Source organism: Rhodococcus ruitaii, from assembly GCF_055230935.1.
Window position 1 is genome coordinate 84,861 of sequence record NZ_JBUYWC010000016.1, and the last position, 17,281, is coordinate 102,141.

Consider the following 17,281-nt stretch of genomic DNA (forward strand, 5'->3'; position numbering starts at 1 on the left):
CGGCGCGCGGCTCGGTCCCGGAGGGGAATCGAGCCGCGCGGCGATCGGGTCAGCCCTGAGCGTTCGAAGCTTCGTCGATCTGCTTGCGGACGTCGTCCATGTCGAGAGCCTTGACCTGCGAGACGAGGTCTTCGAGCGCAGCCGGCGGAAGCGCGCCCGCCTGGTTGTAAACCAAGATGCCTTCGCGGAAAGCCATGATCGTCGGGATCGAGCGAATATTCGCGGCTGCCGCGATCGACTGTTCGGCTTCGGTGTCGACCTTCGCATGCACGATGTCGGGATGCTGGTCGGACGACGATTCGAAGGTCGGTGCGAACTGCTTGCACGGGCCGCACCAATCGGCCCAGAAGTCGACGAGCACGATGTCGTTGCTGGTGACGACCTCGTCGAAATTCTGCTGGGTGAGAGCTTGGGTTGCCACGGTGGTCCTTTCGGTTCGGTCTGTCGACGGGTGCAACAGTGAGGCGCCCCTATTTCTTCCGCCACGCTACGCGAGGCGGGCCGTACGGGGGCGGCTGTTCCGCGGTCCGGCACTCGACCGCGGTCGACTCCGCAGATCGGAGTTCGCGAGGCTACGTGAGGAGCCATTCCTGCTTCACGGTGCCGTCCCACCGTCGGAGGCAGCCTGCGGTACCGGTCGGGTCGCCCGCTGTATGGTGGGTGGCGATCACCGCGGCGCCGATCCGGTCGGCAGGAACCCGACGTGCCAGCGTCACGTGCGGAGTCCACTCACCCGGGCGCGTGTGCGCCGAAATCCCGGTGCACTGCGAGAACGCGGCGAACACGCGAGCCTGCAGTTCAAGTAGCGGCGCCGACGGCACGACCAGTCGGGCTACCGTCACGTGGCGCCCCCCGAAAAGGACCACACCACCGAGTCTCACGCGCACGTCGACACTCGAAATAGCCTTACTCGCAGCCACTTCCGCTTCCGGTGGAATCGATTCCGCCGCGAACAAGGTGATGTGTGGCCGATTGGACTCGGCCTGGATCCGCGCTTGGCTGTCGATACCGACGGCGCGCATGTTCTCCCACTGCTCGCGAACGTGGCCGTCGAGCCGATCATCGAGTAACAACTCCACCGACTGCACCATAATGCGCAATGATGACGCGATGACCCATGAGACTGCAACGGTGACCCACGAGACTGCACTCGCGCCGCCTCAGCGCATCGGCCTGATCGACGGCGACGGCATCGGCCACGAAATCGTGCCTGCGACCCGCCGCGTCGTCGATGCGGCGATCGCGGCTGCGGGCGGGCCGGGTATCGAATGGGTGTCGCTGCCGCTCGGCGCCGACGCCATCGACAGTCACGGCACCCCGGTACCGGAGTCGACACTCGAGGTGCTGACGGACCTCGACGGCTGGATCCTCGGTCCCCACGACAGCGCGTCCTACCCTGCTCCCTTTCGCGCGGAGTTGCCTCCGGGGGGCCGGATCCGGAAACAGTTCGACCTGTACGCGAACATTCGTCCCGCCCGCGCGCTGCCGGGTACACGCGCTGTGGTTCCCGACATGGATTTGGTCGTCGTGCGAGAAAACACCGAGGGTTTCTACGCCGACCGCAACATGGCGGTCGGCAGCGGCGAGTTCATGCCGACGCCCGACATTGCTCTCGCCGTCGGCGTCGTCACCCGCGCCGCCTGTGAACGCATCGCACATACAGCCTTCGACCTGGCTTCGCGCCGTCGCAAACGCGTCACCATCGTGCACAAGGCGAATGTGCTGTCGAAAACGACCGGACTGTTCCGGGACGTGTGCCGGGAGATCGGGGGCATGTACCCGAGCGTGGACGTCGACGACGAGCACATCGATGCGATGGCTGCCCTGCTCGTCCGTCGTGGCGGTGATTTCGACGTCATCGTGACCGAGAACTTGTTCGGAGACATCCTGTCCGATCTCGCCGGTGAACTCTCCGGATCGCTCGGTAGCGCACCGTCGATCAATGCGTCCGCTCAGAAGACGATGGCGCAGGCGGTCCACGGCGCTGCGCCCGACATCGCCGGGCTCGGGCGTGCCAATCCGACCGCCCTCTTTCTGTCCTCGGTGATGCTTCTGGACCGCCTTGCCGTCAAAGGCGACCCGTCGCTCGGCGGTGCCGCGCGAGCCCTCGAGGGGGCAGTCGCCGAGACGATCGGGGGAGGAATTGCCACAGCAGATCTCGGTGGGCGTGCATCGACGACAGAGTTCACGACCGCGGTGATCGAGCGCATCGGCGCCACGTGACGTCCGAGCTACGGCGCGCGCAACGAGTGCGGTGCACGGCGGACAGCGCAGATTCGCAGACAGGCGGATCCCTCCGGTCTAAGGTTCGACTGTGGATGGACCAGCTCACCGCCGTGCATCGCAGTCCCGGTTCGTGGGTGCGGTAGCCGTAGTGCTGCTCGTCCTCGTCACCATGACGGCGTGCGTGGTCAACACCGAATCCACCGTGCCTCCCGGCGACCGGGTGCGCGGCGACCGGGTCGACGCGCTGGCAGCTCAGCTCCCTCCCGCGACTGCAGCATCAGGGGAGTTGAAGGTGGGAACGAATGTGCCGTATGCCCCCAATGAATTCAAGGACGACGACGGCACCATCGTCGGGTTCGCCGTCGAACTCGTGCAGGCGCTCGGTGATGTCCTCGGCGTCGACGCAGTGTTCTACGAGTCGGACTTCGACCGGATCATCCCCGCGGTGCAGTCCGGAACCTTCGATCTCGGTTCGTCGTCGTTCACCGACACCCTCGAACGGGAGCAATCCGTCGACTTCGTCACATATTTCAGCGCGGGAATCCAATGGGCCCAGCGCGTCGGCGAACCCGTCGACCCTGACGATGCATGCGGCTTGCGGGTGGCTGTGCAGACCACCACGATCGAGGACATCGAAGAGGTACCGGCGAAGAGCCAGGCCTGCACGGATGCGGGACTTCCCCCCATCGAGAAGGTCAAGTACGACAGCCAGGACGAAGCTGCCAACGCGCTGATCCTCGGCCGGGTCGACGCGCTGTCCGCAGATTCCCCGGTGACGGCCTATGTGATCGAACGCAGTGAGGGCCGCCTCGAATCGGCGGGCCCGCTGTTCGATGCCGCACCCTACGGATTCGTCGTCGGGAAGGGCGCTCCTGTCGGTCCTGTCCTGCAGCAGGCGATGCAGCACCTGATCGACTCCGGCGTCTACCAGCAGATCGCCGACCGTTGGGGCATGACCGACGGAACGATCACCCTGTCGCAGATCAATGCGGCGACGAGCTGAGGGAGGTTCCGATGAGCCAGCACACACAATCCGGTGCGGCCGAGACCGAACCGGAACCGATCCGGGCGATCCCACTGCGGCGCCCCGGCAGATGGATCGCGGGCGCCGTCGTGGTGATCGCGGTGGTGTTGCTCGTGTGGGGTGCCGCCACCAATGAGGCTTACCGCTGGGACATCTACGGCCAGTACCTGTTCGACCGTCGGATCTCCGAGGCGGCATGGAACACCGTGCAGTTGACTGTACTCGCCATGCTCATCGCTGTTGTCCTCGGCGTCGTCCTCGCGGTGATGCGCCTTTCGCCGAACCCTGTGCTCAAAGCCGTAGCGTGGGTGTACTTGTGGGTATTCCGCGGCACTCCGGTATACGTCCAACTCGTGCTGTGGGGACTGTTCCCGTCGATCTACAAGCAGCTCGACATCGGAATCCCATTCGTGCACCAGTTCTTCCACATCGATCTGCAGTCGCTCAATGCGGCCTTCCTGTTCGCCGTGATCGGCCTGGCTCTCAACGAGGCCGCGTACATGGCCGAGATCGTCCGTGCCGGCATCGGTTCGGTACCCGAGGGTCAGCTCGAAGCGTCCACTGCACTGGGGATGTCGTGGGCGCAGACCATCCGGCGGACCGTGCTCCCGCAGGCCATGCGCGTGATCATCCCGCCGACCGGGAACGAACTCATCAGTATGCTCAAGACCACCTCGTTGGTTGCGGCCGTGCCGTACACCGCCGAGTTGTACGCCCGGGCACGAGACATCGCCGGCGCGAATTTCCAGCCGATACCGCTTTTCCTGGTCGCAGCGACGTGGTATCTGGCGATCACCAGCATCCTCATGGTGGGGCAGTACTTCGTCGAGAAGCACTATTCGAAGGGTATGACGCGGCACCTGACGGCACGTCAGTTGCAGGCACTTGCCGACGCCGAGGGCAAGGCCGTCGTCATTGCGCCGCAGCCACCGACAGACCCGACCATCCCCGGAGGTGAGCGCAAGTGACTGCGCCAAGAGAGATGACCGAGTCGGACAACGAACCCATGGTGCGGGCCGATCGGGTGTGCAAGAACTACGGTGCCGTCAAAGTTCTCAAAGGTATCTCGCTCGAGGTGCGGCACGGGCAGGTCGCGTGCCTGATCGGCCCCTCGGGCTCCGGCAAATCGACGTTCCTGCGGTGCATCAACCACCTCGAACGTGTCGACGCGGGACGGCTGTACGTCGACGGCACACTCGTCGGGTACGCGGAACGCGGTGGCAAACTCCACGAACTGCATCCGCGCATTGCTGCGAAACAGCGTCGCGACATCGGGATGGTCTTCCAACATTTCAACCTGTTCCCGCACCGGACGGTGCTCGCCAACATCATCGAAGCGCCGATCCTGGTGAAGAAGATGCGTCGTAGCGAGGCCACCGAGCAAGCCCACGATCTGTTGTCGAAAGTAGGCCTGGGTAACAAGGCCGACGCATATCCGGCCCAGTTGTCCGGCGGGCAGCAGCAGCGTGTGGCAATCGCACGGGCACTGGCAATGGAACCGAAGCTCATGTTGTTCGACGAGCCCACTTCGGCACTCGACCCCGAACTCGTGGGGGAGGTGCTCTCGGTGATGCGCGACCTCGCGGATGGCGGCATGACGATGGTCGTCGTCACCCACGAGATGGGGTTCGCACGGGAAGTCGCTGATCAGTTGGTGTTCATGGACGGCGGAGTCGTCGTCGAAAGTGGGGCTCCCCGGGATGTCCTCAGCGCTCCGCAGCAGGACCGGACCCGCGAGTTTCTCGCCCGTGTGCGGGCGTGACGATGAAAAGTGTGGATCAGAGCCCGGAATCCGGGCTCGAAACCACAGAACTCGATGTGCGGGCGCAGAAGATCGCAGTGCCGGGGAAGATTTCGCCGCGCAGGGGACTCCACTGACCCCACTCCCGGTCGAGATGCTCGGGCCACTCGGGTTCGATGATGTCGTAGACCTCGAAGCCGGCTGCGACGAGTTCGCGGACCCGGTCGCCGATGGTGCGATGATGTTCGACGTAGGTCGCCACTCCGTCGTCGTCGATCTCGACATACGGGGTGCGGTCGAAATAGGGGAACATTGCGAGCAGTCCGCGCTCGCCCGGATCGTCGGGGAAGATCCACCGCATCGGATGATTGACCGAGAAGATCCACCGCCCGCCGGGGCGTAGCACCCGCGCGGCCTCACGCATCACCTGCGCCGAATCGGCGACGAACGGGACGGCGCCGAACGCCGAGCACACGATGTCGAAACTGTCGTCGGTAAAGGGCAGATTCTCGGCGCCCGCCTGGATGACCGGCACCCGCGGTCCACCCCGTTCCATCGCCTCGACGCCTCGCGACAGCATGCCCATCGACAGATCGAGTCCCACGGCACGGGCGCCCTCCCCGGCCAGCCAGCGCGCGCATGGTGCCGACCCGCAGCCGAGTTCGAGGACGTCCCTTCCGCGGACGTCGCCGAGAAGACGGACGTCGCCTTCGTGCAAGCCCTCCGGACACCACACGAACTCGCCTGCCACCGAGTCCACTCCGAGGAACTCGCCGTGGGTGCTGTGGTAGTCGCCGGCATCGGCGTCCCACCAGGTGCGGCTGGCGCGTTCACTGTCGAGGCTGCCTACTCGAGCACGACCGGCCTTCGACGTGCCGAGCACAGCATTGGCGGTGGCGTGGCGGAGATCGGGCGGCAGCGGCGCGTCGGACATGAAAACAGAGTAGGACGTGTGATGTGCTGCATCCGAGTGAGGAGGTCTACACCCTGGAGATCGACCAGCGGCCGGCGGATCGTCTGCTCGGGGACGGTGCGACGACGTGGCTGGAGCCGGTGATGAAGCAGAAGCAGAGCACAGAATCGGGGCTGATGACGGTGACTCCGGCCGAACGTCGAGTGCTTCCCGTCGGGTGAGTTTGCCGGGGCCGTACCGGACCGCGTAGCCTGGTGCTCGCGAGTGTCCCGAGTTCTGCCCTGCACCGGTTTGTGCGAGGGGTCTCGTGGTGGAACGCACGCGATGTGCACATCGGCGATGGTCCACCTGTCCGAATGCGTTAACCAACCGACTATCAACCCGTCCGGAGCAACTCAAACACATGGCCTCCACCACCGTCACCTCGCCGCAGGTAGCCGTCAACGACATCGGCTCCGCCGAGGATTTCCTCGCCGCCATCGACGCCACGATCAAGTACTTCAACGATGGCGACATCGTCGAAGGCACCATCGTCAAGGTCGATCGCGACGAGGTGCTGCTCGACATCGGTTACAAGACCGAAGGCGTCATCCCGTCCCGCGAGCTCTCGATCAAGCACGATGTCGACCCCAATGAGGTCGTGTCGGTGGGCGACGAGGTCGAGGCCCTGGTCCTCACCAAGGAGGACAAGGAAGGCCGCCTGATCCTGTCCAAGAAGCGCGCGCAGTACGAGCGCGCGTGGGGCACGATCGAGGAGCTCAAGGAGAAGGACGAGGCCGTCAAGGGCACCGTCATCGAGGTCGTCAAGGGCGGCCTGATCCTCGACATCGGCCTGCGTGGCTTCCTGCCCGCGTCGCTCGTCGAGATGCGACGTGTCCGCGACCTCCAGCCGTATGTCGGCAAGGAGATCGAAGCCAAGATCATCGAGCTCGACAAGAACCGCAACAACGTGGTCCTGTCGCGCCGTGCATGGCTCGAGCAGACCCAGTCCGAGGTCCGCAGCGAGTTCCTGCATCAGCTTCAGAAGGGCCAGGTCCGCAAGGGCGTTGTGTCCTCCATCGTCAACTTCGGCGCATTCGTCGATCTCGGCGGTGTCGATGGCCTCGTGCACGTTTCCGAGCTGTCCTGGAAGCACATCGACCACCCGTCCGAGGTTGTCGAGGTCGGCACCGAGGTCACCGTCGAGGTTCTCGACGTCGACCTCGACCGCGAGCGTGTGTCTCTCTCGCTCAAGGCGACGCAGGAAGACCCGTGGCGTCAGTTCGCCCGCACCCACGCGATCGGCCAGATCGTTCCGGGCAAGGTCACCAAGCTGGTTCCGTTCGGTGCGTTCGTGCGCGTCGAGGAGGGCATCGAGGGCCTCGTTCACATCTCCGAGCTTGCCGAGCGTCACGTCGAGGTTCCGGACCAGGTTGTCGCAGTCGGCGACGATGCGATGGTCAAGGTCATCGACATCGACCTCGAGCGTCGTCGTATTTCGCTGTCGCTGAAGCAGGCGAACGAGGACTACACCGCAGAGTTCGATCCGTCGAAGTACGGCATGGCCGACAGCTACGACGAGCAGGGCAACTACATCTTCCCCGAGGGCTTCGATCCCGAGACCAACGAATGGCTCGAGGGCTTCGAGAAGCAGCGTGAAGAGTGGGAGTCCCGCTACGCGGAGGCCGAGCGTCGTCACAAGATGCACACCGCTCAGATCGAGAAGATGGCTGCGGACGAGGCTGCCGAGGCCGCTGCCGGTGCGTCCAGCAGCAACTACTCGTCGGATTCGGCTCCGGAGCAGGGCGAGGCCGAGACCACCAGTGGTGGCTCGCTCGCGAGCGATGCACAGCTTGCGGCACTGCGCGAAAAGCTTTCGGGCAACGCCTGATAGAACGCATGACAGACGACCCCGCCCACCTGGGCGGGGTCGTCCGCCTTTCGAGGGTCATTCGACCTGTTGTGGAATACGGAGTGATCAGGTCGACGCCGGAGTGATCAAGTCGACGGCCCCGCCCGAATGGGTGGGGCCGTCGGTTGTGTTGTGCTCGGTTGTGTTGTGCTCCGTCTCCGCGGTGGTCCGGATGCTCTCCGGCGGGGTCAGTTCACGGCCGGCGTAGCCCACTGCGTGGGCAGTCCCGCCGCGCGCTTACGCATCGCGGCCTGGCTGTGGCGTGCGTTGCTCAGGAGCATCGTGAACCAATTTCGACGGTGCTCTGCGAGTGCGGCGGCCACCTCGGGGATGAGGATGCAGTGAACACCGTTTTCCATGCCGAGGCGATGCCGACCGGGTGATGATTGGGAGGATCGCATTCTTGCCTTCTCGAGTGGACTGGACTCCGTGGTCGGACGCTTCGACACGACGATATCGGACCGAGAACCTCGAATGCCGCATTTGGCGCAGGTGGGAGGCGTGTTTCACTCATGGCCAGAAACTTGCGATCGGCCTGTGACCCGCTCGTGACCGTGATGTGACTGCAACAGCCCGACTGTCGATACCGGTATCGGTGATGCAACACTGGGAGGCGTGTTGCGAATGGGGTTGACCGGAGGCATCGGTGCGGGGAAGTCGACCGTGGCGAAAGAGCTTGTCGAACTCGGAGCGGTTCTCGTCGACGCAGATGTGATTGCGCGGGAGATCGTGGCGCCAGGATCGGAGGGACTCGCCGAACTGGTCGACGCATTCGGCGACGCGATCCTGCTTCCCGACGGCTCGTTGAATCGCCCGGTGCTCGCTGAGAAGGCGTTTGTGACCGACGAGGCGCGTGCTGTGCTCAATGCGATCACTCATCCCCGGGTCGGTCGCCGCACCGCTGAACTCGTCGAGCAAGCCGCGGATGATGCGATTCTCGTGCAGGACATTCCGCTGCTCGTCGAAGGCTCGATGGCCCCGGCGTTCCATCTCGTCACGGTCGTGCATGCCGGTGAGGAGGAACGAGTACGCCGCCTCGTGGAACTGCGGGGGATGCCTGAGTCCGATGCGAAAGCCAGGATCCGCGCGCAGGCCACCGAGGAACAGCGGCGTGACGTCGCCGATGTGTGGCTCGACAACACCGGTGAGCCCGCCGCTGTCGTCGACAAGGTGCGGGAGTTGTGGGCGGAGCGGCTGGTGCCGTTCGAGCGGAACATCCGGACTCGCACGGCAGTGGACGCTGATCCGGTCCCCGGACCCACGAAGCCACAATGGGAGCAGCAGGCGCAGCGCCTCGTGGCGCGGCTTGCACTTGCCTGCGGTGGGCACGCGGTGCGCATCGATCATGTGGGATCGACGGCGGTGCCCGGGCTCGACGCGGTGGACATGCTCGATCTCCAGGTCACCGTTCCCGATCTGGCAGCCGCCGATGCGCTCGTCGAGCCTCTGGCGGCGGCGGGGTTCCCGCGGATCGAGCAGATCGACCACGACACCCCGAAGCCGTCCTATGGGGCGGGTGGCGAAACCGACCCTGCTGTGTGGTCGATGAAGTTGCACGGCAGCGCCGACCCTGGTCGCCCTGCGCGTGTAGCCCTCCGGGTCGAGGGATGGCCCGGACAGCAGTTCTCCTTGCTCCTGCGAGACTGGTTGCGGGCCGACGCGGAGGCGGTTCGGGAATACTCGGAGGTCAAGCGGGCAGCTGCTCGGTCGGCTGCCGACCGGACCGATCCGCTGCACGCTGCGTCTGCGTACCGAGAGGCCAAGGCGCCGTGGTTCGATCGGGCATACCACCGGGCGTGGGAGTGGGCGGAAGCAGTCGGCCGGTCGACCTAACCCTCCCGCCGGCCGATCCGGCCGGCCATCGCTGCTGAGGAGCGCGATAGCGAAATCATCGGGAATGCCTCGGTGCAGTAGTTTGTCATCATAGTTGACAGTTCAACGATATGATGGAGGTTCGAAGTGTAGTTCGGCATTTTCACCATCGGAGATGTGACCCGCGATCCCACCACGGGTGATGTACCCACGGAACACGACCGCATCGACGCCATGACGAAGATCGCGCTCGCCGCGGAAGCCGCCGGGCTCGACGTCTTCGCTACCGGGGAGCATCACAACCCGCCGTTCGTGCCGTCATCGCCGACGACGATGCTCGGCTGGATCGCCGCCAAGACCGAGAATCTCCTCCTCTCCACAGCGACGACGCTGATCACGACCAATGATCCGGTCAAGATTGCCGAAGACTTCGCGATGCTGCAGCATCTTTCCGGCGGGCGCGTCGATCTGATGATGGGTCGCGGCAACACCGGACCGGTCTACCCGTGGTTCGGAAAGGATATCCGCCAGGGCATTCCACTAGCCATCGAGAACTACCACCTGCTGCGACGCCTGTGGCGAGAGAAAGTGGTGGACTGGGAAGGGGAGTTCCGCACACCGTTGCGCGGATACACCTCCACACCGACGCCGTTGGACGACACTCCGCCGTTCGTCTGGCACGGGTCGATCCGTTCGCCCGAGATCGCCGAGCAGGCCGCCTTCTATGGCGACGGGTTCTTCCACAACAACATCTTCTGGAACAAGGAACACATCCAGCAGATGATCTCGCTCTACCGCACCCGCTTCGAGCAATACGGGCACGGCGCGGCGGATCAGGCCATCGTCGGTCTCGGCGGGCAGGTCTTCATGGCCGACACCGAATCCGAGGCGAAACGCCGGTTCCGTCCGTACTTCGACAACGCACCGGTGTATGGGCACGGACCGTCCCTCGAGGAGTTCTCGGCGATGACTCCGTTGACGGTCGGCACCCCCGAACAAGTCATCGAGCGAACACTGGGGTTCGCCGACTACGCCGGGGATTATCAACGTCAACTCTTCCTCATGGACCACGCCGGCCTACCGCTCGACGTCGTCCTCGAACAGATCGGGATCCTCGGGCGTGATGTCGTGCCTGTCCTGCGGGCCGAGTTCGAACGCCGACGGCCTGCGCACGTACCGTCGGATCCGCCGACCCACACCTCGCTGGTGGCGGCGGGACCGAACTCGCCGCATCGACTCGTCGCGCCGGCGTCGATCGACACGGAGCATTCGGTGCTGTGAGTGCGGGTCAGATGAGATCCTCACCATTTCGGCGGGCTTCAAGCCACTCCTTGATGAAGCCGCGGCCGAGAACGAACAACACGAGCGCCACCAGCGCAGGCCACATCAGAACGTAGAGGGTCAGGGCAAGAGTGTTCATGCGCGGTCCTTCGTCATTGTCGGGTCGTTGTCGGAATCTCCGTCCGGGTCGCCCTCGATCGGGTCGAAATCACCGACGCGCTGTGCGATCACGTCGAAGTCGAACTCTTCCTTGCTGTTGACCGACATCGCCCAGCACACCACCGTGCTCACTGCGTACGCCACCAGCGACGCGCTCAGGACGGCGTAATCGTGCAGGAAGCCGATCGAGAAAGGAGCCGCAATCAACGCCGCCGCGATCGCGACGATCCGCGCGACACGGAGTCCGAAGAACCCGAAGGCCATCAACCCGGCGATCACACCGACGCCGACCACCGAGACGACATCGACGAGGTAGCCGACTACGCCATCCATCGAGAACCAACCGAATCGCACCGGCAGGAACAGGGCGAGTGCGAGCAGCACTGACGTGGTGAACGCCTTGTTGGTGACCTTGCCCCAGTAGAAGCTGGCGATCACGGGGAACACCAGCGCACCCCACAGTGCGCCGACGAACACCAGCAGATCGAGGATATTCAAGCGCATGCTCGCGAATCCGACCGCGGCCGCGGTGGCGAGCACCATGGTGGCTCGGCCCACGAACAGCATTCGCTTGGGGTCTGCGTGTTCCTTGCCGCCTGAGACGTTCTGGCCGTAGATGTCGGCCATCACGATCGACGACAAGGCAGCGAGATCGGAATCCGCGGTGGACGACAGCGCGCCGATGATCATGACAAAGAACAGGACCACCAGGACCGCCGGCAGGTATGACGCCACCATCTGCGGAATGATGTTGTTGACGTCCCCGTCCATCGGGTCGATTCCAAGGTACAGCGCGAGCACGCCGAACATACCGACGCCGATGACCGTCGCGCCGTATCCGACGGTCGCCGTGATGAATGTCGGTTTGATGAGATCCTCACGCACCGCGAACAGGCGCTGGGCGATCGTCTGGTTGCCGATCGCATAGGCCAGGACCGCCGCGATGTACGGCGCGCCCTGGTTGAGGAATGCGTCGCTCGAGAAGAAGTTGCTCTGCTGTTCGGTGAGGTTGCTCGCCCCGGTGTCGAAGGCGTCGGGGAAACCGGTGATGAAGAAGACGGCCGGAATGATCACGACGACCGCTCCGAGCATGGCGACCACTTGGACGAAGTCGGTGAGCACTGACGCCCGGAAACCGGACCACAGCGTGTACAGGAGGACCCCGGCGGCGACGAACACCACACCTTGCACGAAGGAGAACGGTGAGAGCATCGAGATGAGTACGCCGCCCGCGATGAAGTTCGACATCAGGCTGATGAGGCTGCCGACCACATTCGATCCGGCGAGCATCAACTGGCTCGATGCGCCGTGTCGCGCGTACATGACCTCGGCGAGGGTGTGCGCCTTGGGCGCAACCGCCCGAATGCGCTTGCCGAAGGGGTAGATGAACAGAATCATCAATGCACCCCAGAGCCCGTAATGGATGGGGCCGGAAATGCCGTAGGTATATCCCGAGGTTGCGGACGCATAGAGCGAGGACGCCCAGATCCACGTTGCAGTCATACTTGCTGCTGAGACGCCGAATCCGATTTTGTTTCCGGCGGTCATGTACCCGTCGGCATTTTCGTTCTTCTTGCCGATCCGGGTCGAAATGAGAAACGTTCCACCATAGAATAAAACTAGCAACAGAACAACTGTCACGGCACTGAACTGAACGAGTTCGGTGCTGTCCAATGCAATCTCCTTCGTATTCGTGTGTTGCCGGCGCCGGGCGCAGCGCGACACGAATACGGCTGTCCGGAGTTGTTTTCATGTGCAATGCACATGCTCACCGACCGCGAAACAGTAACATGCCGTGAGTACGGGTAATTACATGGGCCATGCCGGAGATGCCGAATTATACGATTTCCCGCATGTTGTCGGCGTGGTCCAGCCGATATCTCCGCGGAAATACGAGTGAATCGTTCGTGGTCCCGTCCCGAATTGTCTCAACGCCATTCGACGGGAAAACCCGTTGAGGTGAGCCACGCATCGAGGTCATGCCCATGTGAGGCGATTCCATCGACGGCCGCGAGTGCGGTGGCCACGGCCCGCTCGGCATCGTCGGTATCGAGCACCCCGGCCGCCACGGCAGCGAACAGCTCGTCGATGTCCTCGACTCGGGTACCGCGGCCCGTCGAGACCACCAGGTCGAGATAGTGGTCGCGCGAGTGCCATACGTCGCCGTCGCGCCAGAAGACCCCGATATCGACGTAGCGGTCCTGGTCGCGTTCGTGCCCCGGCCGGAAGTGGAAGATCGATGCGCGCAGATGCAGGGACGGCAGCAGCCAGGATTCGAGGTAGTCGAACTGGGGATGATCTGCGGGCCGGCCCATGTACAGCCCCCACGGAAAGGCCCGGAAGGTCTCGACGGGACGCGACACGCCTTTCGGGTCGGTGTTGGTTCCGGCGGTCACGTCGAATCGTTCCACCTTGATCGGATGAAGGCGGTGCGGCATGAACGGCACGGTACCGTGACCGGTGCCCGCAGGCACAGATCAGATGTCGGGGGAACCGCCTACCCTGGATCCCATGGCGTTTGCAAGCGAACATCCGGTGGTCGCCCATTCCGAGTTCCGGCCGGTCGGTGAGATCGAACGCGCCGACGCACGCTTCGAAGTGGTCAGTGACTACGAACCTGCCGGCGACCAACCCGCCGCCATCGACGAGCTGCAACGCCGGCTGGGTGCGGGGGAGCGCGACGTCGTGCTGCTCGGTGCCACCGGCACCGGTAAGTCCGCGACCACTGCGTGGCTGATCGAGCGGGTGCAGCGTCCCACCCTGGTGATGGCCCCGAACAAGACCCTGGCTGCGCAACTCGCCAATGAACTCCGGGAGATGCTTCCCCATAACGCCGTCGAGTACTTCGTTTCCTACTACGACTACTACCAACCCGAGGCCTACATCGCACAGACCGACACGTATATCGAGAAGGACTCCTCCATCAACGACGATGTCGAGCGACTGCGGCACTCCGCCACCTCGGCGTTGCTCTCCCGCCGCGACGTCGTGGTCGTCGCGTCGGTCTCGTGCATCTACGGTCTCGGTACGCCGCAGTCCTATCTCGACCGGTCGGTGCAGCTCGAGGTCGGGGTCGAAGTACCGCGCGACGCTTTCCTGCGGTTGTTGGTCGATGTGCAGTACACCCGCAACGACATGGCATTCACGCGTGGCTCGTTCCGGGTGAAGGGGGACACCGTCGACATCATCCCCGCGTACGAGGAACTCGCGGTCCGCATCGAGTTCTTCGGCGATGAGATCGATGCCCTCTACTACTTGCATCCGCTCACCGGCGACGTGATTCGCAAGGTCGACTCGCTGCGCATCTTCCCGGCAACGCACTACGTGGCGGGTCCCGAACGTATGGAACGTGCCGTGAACTCGATCGAATCGGAGCTCGAGGAGCGCCTCGCTGATCTCGAGAACCGCGGTAAGTTACTCGAGGCGCAGCGGCTTCGGATGCGGACCCAATACGACCTCGAGATGATCCGTCAGGTCGGCTTCTGCTCGGGCATCGAGAACTATTCGCGGCACATCGACGGGCGGGGAGCCGGATCGGCGCCCGCCACGCTCATCGACTACTTCCCGGAAGACTTCCTCCTCGTCATCGACGAGTCCCACGTGACGGTGCCGCAGATCGGTGCGATGTACGAAGGCGACATGTCGCGCAAGCGGAACCTCGTCGAATTCGGTTTCAGGCTCCCGTCCGCAGTCGACAATCGCCCCTTGACCTGGGAGGAGTTCTCCGACCGGATCGGCCAGACGGTGTATCTGTCGGCGACCCCGGGCGACTACGAACTCGGCCGGGCCGGTGGCGAATTCGTCGAACAGGTCATCCGCCCTACCGGACTCGTCGATCCGAAGGTCGTCGTCAAACCCACGAAGGGACAGATCGACGATCTCCTGCACGAGATCCGCGGGCGGGTCGAGCGCGACGAACGCGTTCTCGTGACCACACTGACGAAGAAGATGGCAGAGGACCTCACCGACTACCTTCTCGAACTCGGAGTTCGCGTGCGATACCTGCACTCCGACATCGACACCCTGCGTCGAGTCGAACTCCTCCGGCAACTTCGCCTCGGGGAGTACGACGTGCTCGTGGGTATCAATCTTCTGCGAGAAGGTCTCGACCTTCCCGAGGTGTCGCTCGTGGCGATTCTCGACGCCGACAAGGAAGGATTCCTGCGCTCGACCCGGTCTCTGATCCAGACGATCGGTCGTGCGGCCCGCAACGTCTCCGGCGAAGTCCACATGTACGCCGACAAGATCACCGACTCGATGGCGCGTGCCATCGAAGAAACCGAACGTCGCCGCGAGAAGCAGATCGCGTACAACGTCGAGCGCGGAATCGACCCGCAGCCGTTGCGCAAGAAGATCGCCGACATCCTCGACCAGGTCTATGAGGAGGCCGAAGACTCGGAGAAGATCGAGGTGGGCGGTTCGGGTCGCAACGCGAGCCGAGGGCGCCGGGCTCAGGGCGAATCGGGCCGGGTCGGCAGTGCCGGTGTTGTCGACGGTCGCGACACGAAGTCCATGCCCCGCGCGGAACTCGCGGATCTCGTCCAGCAACTGACCGATCAGATGATGCAGGCCGCCCGCGATCTGCAGTTCGAACTCGCCGCGCGTCTGCGCGACGAGATATCCGACCTGAAGAAGGAGTTGCGTGGAATGGATGCCGCCGGCCTCCAGTAGTCCCGTTCCGAACCCCACCGGGGGCACCGTCGTGTCGCCGGTGGGTGCCCCAATGTTCCAGGGCGTAATGTTCCAGGGCATGGATTCCGCTGCTGCCGGTCGCGCCGCCCGCGCACTCGACCTCCTTCATTCCTTCGCGTACTTCGCTCCGGAAGTGCATGAGGAACTGGGGGCGCTCGGCTTGAAAGGCACCGCGATGAAGTACGTGACATCGCGGGTCGCGCCGATGGGGTCGGTCGGGCCCGGCGTTGCCACCGCGACGTTCTACAACTTCGCGCCTCGTCTGATCGAGTCCGCGTTGCCCGCCGCGTGGGAGGTCGCCTCGCCGTCGCAGGTGTATGCGGCCCGTGTGCGAGGAGTCGATGCGGCACTGACGCGGTGGCTCGGAGCCGAGGTCATCGCCTCGCGGGAGATGTCCGAGGCTGCTGAATCGGCCGCAAGGATCGCACGGTTGATTCCCGGTGTCGACGGCCGGGCGCTCTACGCGGGCTATGCCGATCAACCGTGGCCGGAGGCGCCGCACCTGATGTTCTGGCATGCGCTGACGCTGCTCCGTGAATACCGCGGTGATGGGCACGTCGCAGCATTGCAGGGCGCCGGGCTCACCGGCCTCGACGCGCTCATCACGCACACCGCCAGCGGGATCGGGTTCAGTGCAGATTTTGCCAAGGCGAGCAGGGGCTGGACCGGCGATGAATGGTCCGAGGGTGAATCGGCCCTGCGCGCGCGGGGGCTGATCGACCGTGCCGGTGAACTGACGGGTGACGGATTCGAGGTGCGCGAACTGGTCGAGGATCTCACCGACGATCTCGCCGTGGGGCCGTGGACAGCAGCAGGTGAGGAGGCGGTCGAGCGGCTGCTCGACCTCGCAATGCCGTGGCGCGACACCATCGCCGTCGGCGGGCCACTCCCCGAGGGGATGTTCGGACCCCGTTTCGGTGACGCGAGGTAACACACACCTTGGTGGGCGATGAGGTGTCTACCCCAAACGTCCCACCTGTACCGCCACGACCGCTAGTGTCTTTGCCAGCATCAGGTATGGGGGATCGCCTGTTCGATCCGTCGCCACCGATCGGCCACCGCGCCGACACACCATCGATGGAGGACTGAATGACCGCTTACCGGACCATTGTCGTCGGCACCGACGGCTCGGAGTCGTCGTACCGCGCCGTGGAGAAGGCTGCTGTCCTGGCCGCGGATGCCGGTGCCAAACTGGTGATCGCCTGCGCGTACTATCCTGCCGACGCCCGCGACACCGCGCAGGCGGCCGACGCCCTCCGCGACGAGGCTTACCAGATCACCGGGTCCGCGCCGACCTACGAGATCCTCCGCACCGCCCGGGAGAAGGCGACCGTGGCGGGCGCGAAGGACATCGCCGAGCGCCCGATCGTAGGTGCGCCCGTCGATTCCCTGCTGACACTCATCGATGAGGTAGACGCGGACCTTGTCGTCATAGGTAATCGCGGACTCAACACCCTGACAGGCCGGCTCCTCGGATCGGTGCCGTCCGACGTCGCACGCAAGTCGACCTCCGACGTGCTGATCGTGCACACGGTGCGCTGA

General features: G+C 64.3%; 18 protein-coding genes. 11 read left to right on the forward strand and 7 right to left on the reverse strand.

Features of this window, described 5'->3' with window-relative positions:
- Positions 1-49: 49 nt before the first annotated feature.
- On the reverse strand, positions 50-421 hold the full coding sequence (gene trxA / locus ACZI8W_RS20360) for a thioredoxin (RefSeq protein WP_463370320.1): 372 nt from the start codon (positions 419-421) through the stop codon (positions 50-52).
- 151 nt (positions 422-572) lie between these two features.
- Positions 573-1,079, reverse strand: coding sequence for a 2'-5' RNA ligase family protein (locus ACZI8W_RS20365; protein ID WP_463370321.1), 507 nt, complete (start codon positions 1,077-1,079; stop codon positions 573-575).
- Positions 1,080-1,110: 31 nt separating this feature from the next.
- On the opposite strand from ACZI8W_RS20365, the gene ACZI8W_RS20370 reads away from it, so the two are divergent.
- From ACZI8W_RS20370 to ACZI8W_RS20385, 4 genes are all read left to right on the forward strand, one after another.
- Positions 1,111-2,223, forward strand: a complete 1,113-nt coding sequence (locus ACZI8W_RS20370; RefSeq protein ID WP_463370322.1) for an isocitrate/isopropylmalate dehydrogenase family protein — start codon at positions 1,111-1,113, stop codon at positions 2,221-2,223.
- Positions 2,224-2,395: 172 nt separating this feature from the next.
- Positions 2,396-3,229 carry an ABC transporter substrate-binding protein gene (locus ACZI8W_RS20375; protein ID WP_463370388.1) on the forward strand — a complete coding sequence of 278 codons (834 nt, stop codon included), beginning with the start codon at positions 2,396-2,398 and terminating at the stop codon, positions 3,227-3,229.
- 11 nt (positions 3,230-3,240) lie between these two features.
- Positions 3,241-4,218 carry an amino acid ABC transporter permease gene (locus ACZI8W_RS20380; RefSeq protein WP_463370323.1) on the forward strand — a complete coding sequence of 326 codons (978 nt, stop codon included), beginning with the start codon at positions 3,241-3,243 and terminating at the stop codon, positions 4,216-4,218.
- Between the two features lie 38 nt (positions 4,219-4,256).
- Positions 4,257-5,012 (forward strand): amino acid ABC transporter ATP-binding protein, encoded by a 756-nt coding sequence (locus ACZI8W_RS20385; RefSeq protein WP_463370389.1) that lies wholly within the window; start codon positions 4,257-4,259, stop codon positions 5,010-5,012.
- A gap of 16 nt (positions 5,013-5,028) precedes the next feature.
- On the opposite strand, the gene ACZI8W_RS20390 is transcribed toward ACZI8W_RS20385, so the two are convergent.
- Positions 5,029-5,925, reverse strand: a complete 897-nt coding sequence (locus ACZI8W_RS20390) for a class I SAM-dependent methyltransferase (protein WP_463370324.1) — start codon at positions 5,923-5,925, stop codon at positions 5,029-5,031.
- 23 nt (positions 5,926-5,948) lie between these two features.
- On the opposite strand from ACZI8W_RS20390, the gene ACZI8W_RS20395 reads away from it, so the two are divergent.
- Positions 5,949-6,125 carry a hypothetical protein gene (locus ACZI8W_RS20395; protein WP_463370325.1) on the forward strand — a complete coding sequence of 59 codons (177 nt, stop codon included), beginning with the start codon at positions 5,949-5,951 and terminating at the stop codon, positions 6,123-6,125.
- A 182-nt stretch (positions 6,126-6,307) separates the two neighbouring features.
- Positions 6,308-7,774, forward strand: coding sequence for a 30S ribosomal protein S1 (rpsA, locus tag ACZI8W_RS20400; RefSeq protein ID WP_463370326.1), 1,467 nt, complete (start codon positions 6,308-6,310; stop codon positions 7,772-7,774).
- Positions 7,775-7,983: 209 nt separating this feature from the next.
- On the opposite strand, the gene ACZI8W_RS20405 is transcribed toward rpsA, so the two are convergent.
- Positions 7,984-8,196: a hypothetical protein gene (locus tag ACZI8W_RS20405; RefSeq protein WP_463370327.1), complete on the reverse strand. Its 213-nt coding sequence runs from the start codon at positions 8,194-8,196 to the stop codon at positions 7,984-7,986.
- 214 nt (positions 8,197-8,410) lie between these two features.
- Here ACZI8W_RS20405 and coaE point away from each other — a divergent pair, with 214 nt between their 5' ends.
- Both coaE and ACZI8W_RS20415 read left to right on the forward strand, forming a co-directional pair.
- Positions 8,411-9,628 (forward strand): dephospho-CoA kinase, encoded by a 1,218-nt coding sequence (gene coaE, locus ACZI8W_RS20410; protein WP_463370328.1) that lies wholly within the window; start codon positions 8,411-8,413, stop codon positions 9,626-9,628.
- A gap of 138 nt (positions 9,629-9,766) precedes the next feature.
- Positions 9,767-10,888 carry an LLM class flavin-dependent oxidoreductase gene (locus ACZI8W_RS20415; protein WP_463370390.1) on the forward strand — a complete coding sequence of 374 codons (1,122 nt, stop codon included), beginning with the start codon at positions 9,767-9,769 and terminating at the stop codon, positions 10,886-10,888.
- Positions 10,889-10,895: 7 nt separating this feature from the next.
- Here the strand turns inward: ACZI8W_RS20415 and ACZI8W_RS20420 are convergent, their stop codons facing one another.
- The 3 genes from ACZI8W_RS20420 to ACZI8W_RS20430 all read right to left on the reverse strand — a co-directional run bounded on the left by ACZI8W_RS20420 (position 10,896) and on the right by ACZI8W_RS20430 (position 13,485).
- Positions 10,896-11,027 carry a putative transporter small subunit gene (locus ACZI8W_RS20420; protein ID WP_463370329.1) on the reverse strand — a complete coding sequence of 44 codons (132 nt, stop codon included), beginning with the start codon at positions 11,025-11,027 and terminating at the stop codon, positions 10,896-10,898.
- Entirely contained in the window at positions 11,024-12,721 is a 1,698-nt protein-coding gene (locus ACZI8W_RS20425; protein ID WP_463370330.1) for a sodium:solute symporter family protein, read from the reverse strand. The genes ACZI8W_RS20420 and ACZI8W_RS20425 overlap by 4 nt, the downstream gene beginning before the upstream one ends.
- 254 nt (positions 12,722-12,975) lie before the next feature.
- Positions 12,976-13,485 (reverse strand): ribonuclease FAU-1 family protein, encoded by a 510-nt coding sequence (locus ACZI8W_RS20430; RefSeq protein ID WP_463370331.1) that lies wholly within the window; start codon positions 13,483-13,485, stop codon positions 12,976-12,978.
- 73 nt (positions 13,486-13,558) lie between these two features.
- Here ACZI8W_RS20430 and uvrB point away from each other — a divergent pair, with 73 nt between their 5' ends.
- The 3 genes from uvrB to ACZI8W_RS20445 all read left to right on the forward strand — a co-directional run bounded on the left by uvrB (position 13,559) and on the right by ACZI8W_RS20445 (position 17,281).
- Complete coding sequence (gene uvrB, locus ACZI8W_RS20435; RefSeq protein WP_463370332.1) at positions 13,559-15,718, forward strand: excinuclease ABC subunit UvrB; 2,160 nt, start codon at positions 13,559-13,561, stop codon at positions 15,716-15,718.
- 79 nt (positions 15,719-15,797) lie between these two features.
- Positions 15,798-16,670, forward strand: coding sequence for an SCO6745 family protein (locus ACZI8W_RS20440; protein ID WP_463370391.1), 873 nt, complete (start codon positions 15,798-15,800; stop codon positions 16,668-16,670).
- A gap of 158 nt (positions 16,671-16,828) precedes the next feature.
- The gene (locus ACZI8W_RS20445) at positions 16,829-17,281 is read left to right on the forward strand and encodes a universal stress protein (RefSeq protein ID WP_463370333.1); all 453 of its coding nucleotides are present in this window, start codon (positions 16,829-16,831) and stop codon (positions 17,279-17,281) included.